We start from the raw sequence: 5,512 nt of genomic DNA, 5'->3' as shown, positions 1-5,512 counted from the left end.
CGCCGGAGGCCCCCGGCCCGGAACCCCCGGGCGCTCCCGAAGCACCGGAATGCTCGGACGCCTCCGCCCCCTGCCCGGAACTCGCGTTGCCCGAGGCGTTCTGCGTGTACCAGGCGGGCGGCGCGTAGTCGATGGTGAACTCGCCCGTCATCTCTGCTGCGGACTCCGCGTCGGGCTGGTCATCGCCGGGTGTCGCCCAGCCCCCGCGGTTCCCGTCCCGATCGCTGCTCACAGTGTTCCTCCTGGTGTGGTCGAGCACCCTCATGCCGTGCTGGGGCGACCCTTGCTTGTCGTCCGACGTCGTGTGAAGTCGTTTGAGGCGTATCGAGGTCGTCCGAGGTCCGTCCGCTCCACAGGCTCCCCCGCTTGCCCCCTTGGGACGCCGACGCCCACTCCACGGGGTCTGACGTCGAGCCCTGTCCCAGCCTAATCACCACATGCCCCGGCCCGGCAGGCCCCGTCTGCCCCTCCACAGCAACGCCGGATCTCGAAAACCAGGCAAATGCGACGTAATCGCTGGCGCAACAGTTGACAAACCGGGTGCTGCGAACGGTTTCGCCGGCAGGACCGTCAGTCCATCCGACGTGGCGTACCCAACAACCCCGTCTCCGCGTCCGTGGGCTGTGTCATCACGTACTGCCGATCGCGGTCGGTACACCACAGGGTGAGGCCGTCGGAGAGCCCCGGCAGGGAGTCCATCTCGGCCCGGGTGAGCGCCATCGTGCGGCCCAGTTCCGCGGCCTCGTCGGGCGACACCCTCTGAATCCCGACCAGCCGCGCCTGCCGCACGAGCCGCGGAGCGACCGGGCTGACGTACGGCAACAGGGTCAGCACCGACTGCCAGGGCCCGGAGACCACGCGACCTCGAGGTGGCCGCATCCCGCAGTCCCGCACCACCAGCACCGGCGTACCGGCCGAGGCACCCAGCGGCGGCACCCGCCCGACGTCGTACACGGCCATCCCGTTCTGACCGCCCCCCATGGCGTGCACCATCGGCATCCAGACCTGCGCCCGCGCCGTCTCCACGGCGACCCGCGTCCCCGTCGCCGCCGCCCTGAGCGCGATGACCTGCACGGTCCACAGCCCGCCGATGAGTACGACGTCGTACGGCAGCGGCCGATTGAGCCCGAGTACGGCGGGCCGGTTCTCCGCGTCCACGCCGATGACGACGCCGTCGTCGGCCACGGGAAGGGCGAGGGTGTCCAGCTGGTCGACGGTCACGGAGTGCCGCGGGTGTCTCGGGCCGATCAACCCGAAGCCGCGGCGCAGCAGTTCACGCGCCCGCTCCGGGGCGGAGGCCTGCGGCTCACCCCGTCCGGTGGCCGCCGTCCGTCCTGCGCGCGGGGTCGTCGCCTGTGACGCGCGCGGGGTCGTCGCCGTCACCGGACACCTCCGAGGGGCAGAGTGGCGAGCATGCCGGGTACCTGCTCCCGGTCGAGCCGGGAGAGCCCCATGCCCGTGTGCCGGGCCGCGGCCTGCACCGCGCTCCGGGCGGCGACGAGTTCGTCGTCGCTGCGCCCGGTCACCCGCAGGTGCCCGCAGACGGACACCTCCTTCCGCTCCCCCCGTCTGAGTGTGAAGCTGAAGGTGGTCGCGAGGGTGGGAACGGCCGTGACCAGGGCGACGAGCTGCGGCAGCGACGGCGCCCTCTCCCCACCCAGGGCGGGCCACCGGCGGATCCAGTACGTGGTGTGTCTGCGGTTGTCGCAGCGCCAGTTCCGCCCCGACTCCTCGGTCCGCCGCTCCCGCGTGTCCGTCCGCCCGGCCTCCGCGGTCACCAGCGGGTTGGCGCAGGCCGACGTGGCGATGGCGGAGATCAGCTGCTCCTCGTCGAGGAGGGTCGCCCGGAATCCGGATCCGGTGAGCCGGCTCGCGAGATGATCGGCGGCACGCACGACGCACTTCTGCGCTCCGACCAGGCCGCCCCCGCGCGCGGCCACCGCTTCCGCGCACAGCTCCGGATCGAGCTTCAACGCGATCCATGTGATGCGCACGGCCGGCGCACCCGTCTGCTCCTGCAGGGGCGCGTAGTTGGCGACGGCCACGGACTGCCGGGGCAGATGGATCGCGGGCGCGGGCTGGGTGTGGAGCACGACCTGCGCCGACTCCAGCCGGATACCGTCCACCTCCAAGGCGTCGTGCACCAGAGAGAGCGGCAATGGCTGCTTGCTCCGCTCGGCCCGCAGCGCCGTGGCGTCGGCCTCGACGTGCAGGACCGCGGTGACGAACGTACCGTCCCCGACGATTCCGACGGGCCGGCGGTCGCGGCCGGTGTACGTGTACGTCCGCAGACTCGGGTCGCACTCCACGGCCGGCGCCAGCCCCGGCTCCGTGCCCTCCGGTATCGGCGTACTCGCGGCCCGCCGCTGTCGCGCACGCAACGCCTGAGCCGTGGCCAGCCACTCGGGCAGGGAACGCCCGCGGCGACGGAGCAAGGAGAGCAGCACCAGACAGCCGGCGAGGACAGCCGCAGGCACCACGGCCACGGGATCGATCACCCATCCGACGAGCAGAATGACCGCCGCTACCTCGAACAGGACAAGGCGTTGCAACCGGAATGCCCCGACCTGACCCGAACGCACCCTGGAGTGGAGCGTGCCCGGCGAGGCCGACCGCTGCGCCGGTCCCTGCCCGGACGCCGCGGCACCCCGCGTCCGCGATCGGTCACGGGACCGGGCGCGCGTTCCGGAAACCATGACTCCATCCCCCCGTTCTGCTGACAACTCACTGGCGTTTCAGCACCGCACCGTGCCCTGAAGGCCCGGGCACCCTACCCGCTCCACAAGTCCCCGCGGATACCAGGCATAGTAGGGGGCCGCTCTGACACCGGGGCGGTCGGCCATGGCACACCAGGCGAGCGCGGCACATCTGAACACGGGGAGAGACAAGCAGAGATGGCATCTCGGCGCGACCAGCTCAATGCCTACACCTTCGCGAAGCGCCGCATGCTCGCGGCGTTCCTGCAGTCGTCGCCCGACGGTTCGGAGGAGGGGGCGCCCCGTCCACTGCGCGCGGTCGTCCCCGGCGCCATCGTGGGTGTGGTCGTCATGGCCGTCTTCGGAGCCTGGGGCATGTTCAAGCCCACCGCGCCCAAGGGCTGGGACGAGCCCAACGCCAAGGTGATCGTCGCCGGCGACTCGACCACGCGCTACGTCGTCCTGAAGACCGGCAAACAGGTCCAGCTGCACCCGGTCCTCAACATGGCCTCCGCGAAGCTGCTCCTCAACGAAGGCAAGGGCGATGTGGTGACCGTCGCCGAGTCCGTCCTCGACAACGGCAAGATCCCCCACGGGGCCACCATCGGCATCCCCTACGCGCCCGACCGCCTCCCCTCGGCGTCCGAGGCGGGAGGCGAGAAGCGCTGGGCGGTCTGCGAACGCCGCAGCGCGGGCGGCGACTCCATCCAGAAGGCCGCCCTGGTCCTCGCCTCCCGCGACTTGAAGGCGACCGAGGGCAAGGGCGAGAAACTGACGGGCGGGCAACTGCTCTACGTCGTGGCCCCGGACGGGAAGCACCACGTGGTGGACGCGAGGGGACGCTCCTACCCCGTCGACAAGAGCAACGAACTGCTGCTGCGCGCCGTCGTCGGCTCCGGACGCAAGCCGCAGAAGGTCTCCGACGAGTGGCTGCAGACCCTGCACACCGGCGACCCGATCTCCTTCCCGAAGATTCCCGGCCAGATCGGTGCCGCGGCCGACGCCCCAGGCCAACTGGACGACAAGACCAACAAGGTCGGCATGGTCCTCAAGGCGTCCGACCTCAACAGCGACCAGTACTACGTGGTGTTGCCCGGCCGGGTCGCCCCCGTCTCGGCCTTCGTCGCCCAACTCCTGCTGTTCAGCGAGGACCTGGCCTCCCTCGGCCAGGCCGGTGCGGCCAAGGACATGAGCCCGGGTGCGATCGTCCCCGGCAAGCCGTTCGGCACCGAGCACCGCTGGCCCACCGAGGACCCCCAGCCCGTCAACGACGCCTCCGGCACCGCGGGAAGCCGCGGCACCGTGTGCAACGTCCTGCGCGGCGTCGACTCCGGCTCGGGCGCCACGACCCTGAGCACCTGGGCCGGCACGGACTTCCCGGCCAAGCTCCCCACCGGCTCCTCCAGTGCCTACGTCACGGCCGGCTCCGGCCAGCTCTACCGCCAGTTCCAGGGCAGGGAGACCAAGGCCGGCCCCGTCTTCCTCGTCACCGACACGGGTCTGCGTTACGTCCTGCAGTCCAACGCCGACAGCGGCGCGGACGACGCCGGACTCGGCACGACGGCCAAGGACCGCGAGCAGGCACAGCAGGAGGCCCAACAGGCCCAGACGCGGCTCGGTTACAAGGACGTGGACCCCGCGCCGATCCCCGCCGCCTGGTCGGAGTTCCTGCCCACCGGCCCACGCCTGTCGACGACGGCGGCACGTCAGCCGCAGGGTTCCTGAGGGGTCCGGACATGCCACACGTGCCCTCCTTCCTCCGCAGGGCGACCGCTGTGACGGCGGCGACCCTGCTCACGACCGCCCCCGTCGCCCTCGCGCCCCCCGCGGCGGCGGCCGACCTCCCCTACTCGGACCAGTGCGCGTTCCCCAACGGCAAGTACCCGGGCCGCCCCTGGTCCCTGCAGCGCGTCCTCCTGGACGAGCTGTGGAGCCAGTCCACGGGCAAGGGCATGCGGGTGGCGGTGATCGACACCGGCGTCGACGTGACGAATCCCCAACTCACCGACGCGGTCGACGCGAAGAGCGGCCGCAACTTCCTGCCCAAGAACATCGAGGACGACGACGGCAACCCGATCGAGCGGGGCAAGGAGAACGGCACGACGGACACGGTCGGGCACGGCACCAAGGTCGCCGGCATCATCGCGGCCCGGCCCGCCAAGGGCACCGGCTTCGTGGGCCTGGCCCCCGACGCGACGATCATCCCGATCCAGCAGAACGACGCGGAGGGCAACGGCGACGTCGGCACCCTGACCCGAGCGATCCGCTACGCCGTCCAGGCCGGGGCCGACGTCATCAACATCTCCCAGGACACCACGAAGCCGATGACGTCGACGTCCGATCTGAAGCTGGCGATCGACCAGGCCCTGAACAAGGGGATCGTGATCGTGGCCTCGGCGGGCAACGACGGCCTCGGCGGCAACGTCAAGGAGACCTACCCGGCTTCCTACGAGGGCGTCCTCGCCGTCGCCGCCTCGGACCGCAACAACGAGCGCGCCTCCTTCTCCCAGTCCGGAGAGTTCGTCGGCGTCGCGGCCCCCGGTGTCGACATGATCTCCACCGTCCCCCAGGGCGGCCACTGCTCCGACAACGGCACGAGCTTCTCGGCACCGTACGTCGCCGGCCTCGCGGCGCTGATCAAGGCGAAACACCGCGACTGGACGGCCCGGCAGATCGTCGCCCAGATCGAACAGACAGCGGAGCGCACCACCGCCGGCCACGACCGCCTGGTCGGCTGGGGAGTGGTCGACCCCGTACGGGCCCTGACGCAGGACGAACACCCCATTGAGTCCCCCAACCCCCAAGCAGGCCTGGGC

The 5,512-nt window shown here is 71.3% G+C and carries 5 protein-coding genes; 2 read left to right on the top strand and 3 right to left on the bottom strand.

Annotated features, from left to right (window positions below):
- The 3 genes from C1J00_RS44835 to eccE form a co-directional block, all read right to left on the bottom strand.
- Positions 1 to 232, bottom strand: a 232-nt coding sequence (locus C1J00_RS44835; protein WP_146046332.1) for an SCO5717 family growth-regulating ATPase, incomplete at its 3' end; no start/stop codon positions are given.
- A gap of 338 nt (positions 233 to 570) precedes the next feature.
- Positions 571 to 1,383 carry a hypothetical protein gene (locus C1J00_RS37385; RefSeq protein ID WP_102913359.1) on the bottom strand — a complete coding sequence of 271 codons (813 nt, stop codon included), beginning with the start codon at positions 1,381 to 1,383 and terminating at the stop codon, positions 571 to 573.
- Positions 1,380 to 2,696, bottom strand: a complete 1,317-nt coding sequence (gene eccE / locus C1J00_RS37380; protein WP_102913358.1) for a type VII secretion protein EccE — start codon at positions 2,694 to 2,696, stop codon at positions 1,380 to 1,382. Before eccE ends, C1J00_RS37385 begins: the two co-directional genes overlap by 4 nt.
- A gap of 198 nt (positions 2,697 to 2,894) precedes the next feature.
- Between eccE and eccB the strand changes: the two genes are divergently transcribed.
- Entirely contained in the window at positions 2,895 to 4,421 is a 1,527-nt protein-coding gene (gene eccB / locus C1J00_RS37375) for a type VII secretion protein EccB (protein WP_102913357.1), read from the top strand.
- 11 nt (positions 4,422 to 4,432) lie between these two features.
- The coding region (gene mycP, locus C1J00_RS37370; protein ID WP_102913356.1) for a type VII secretion-associated serine protease mycosin at positions 4,433 to 5,512 on the top strand (1,080 nt) is incomplete at its 3' end.

The sequence above is a fragment of the Streptomyces cahuitamycinicus genome, from assembly GCF_002891435.1.
Classification (GTDB): Bacteria; Actinomycetota; Actinomycetes; order Streptomycetales; family Streptomycetaceae; genus Streptomyces; species Streptomyces cahuitamycinicus.
This window is presented reverse-complemented; position numbering and strand designations above follow the sequence as displayed.

Bases quoted from the DNA above. Each gene is read 5' to 3' on its own strand.
- eccE (WP_102913358.1), bottom strand. From the start codon at position 2,696: ATGGTTTCCGGAACGCGCGCCCGGTCCCGTGACCGATCGCGGACGCGG.
- eccB (WP_102913357.1), top strand. From the start codon at position 2,895: ATGGCATCTCGGCGCGACCAGCTCAATGCCTACACCTTCGCGAAGCGC.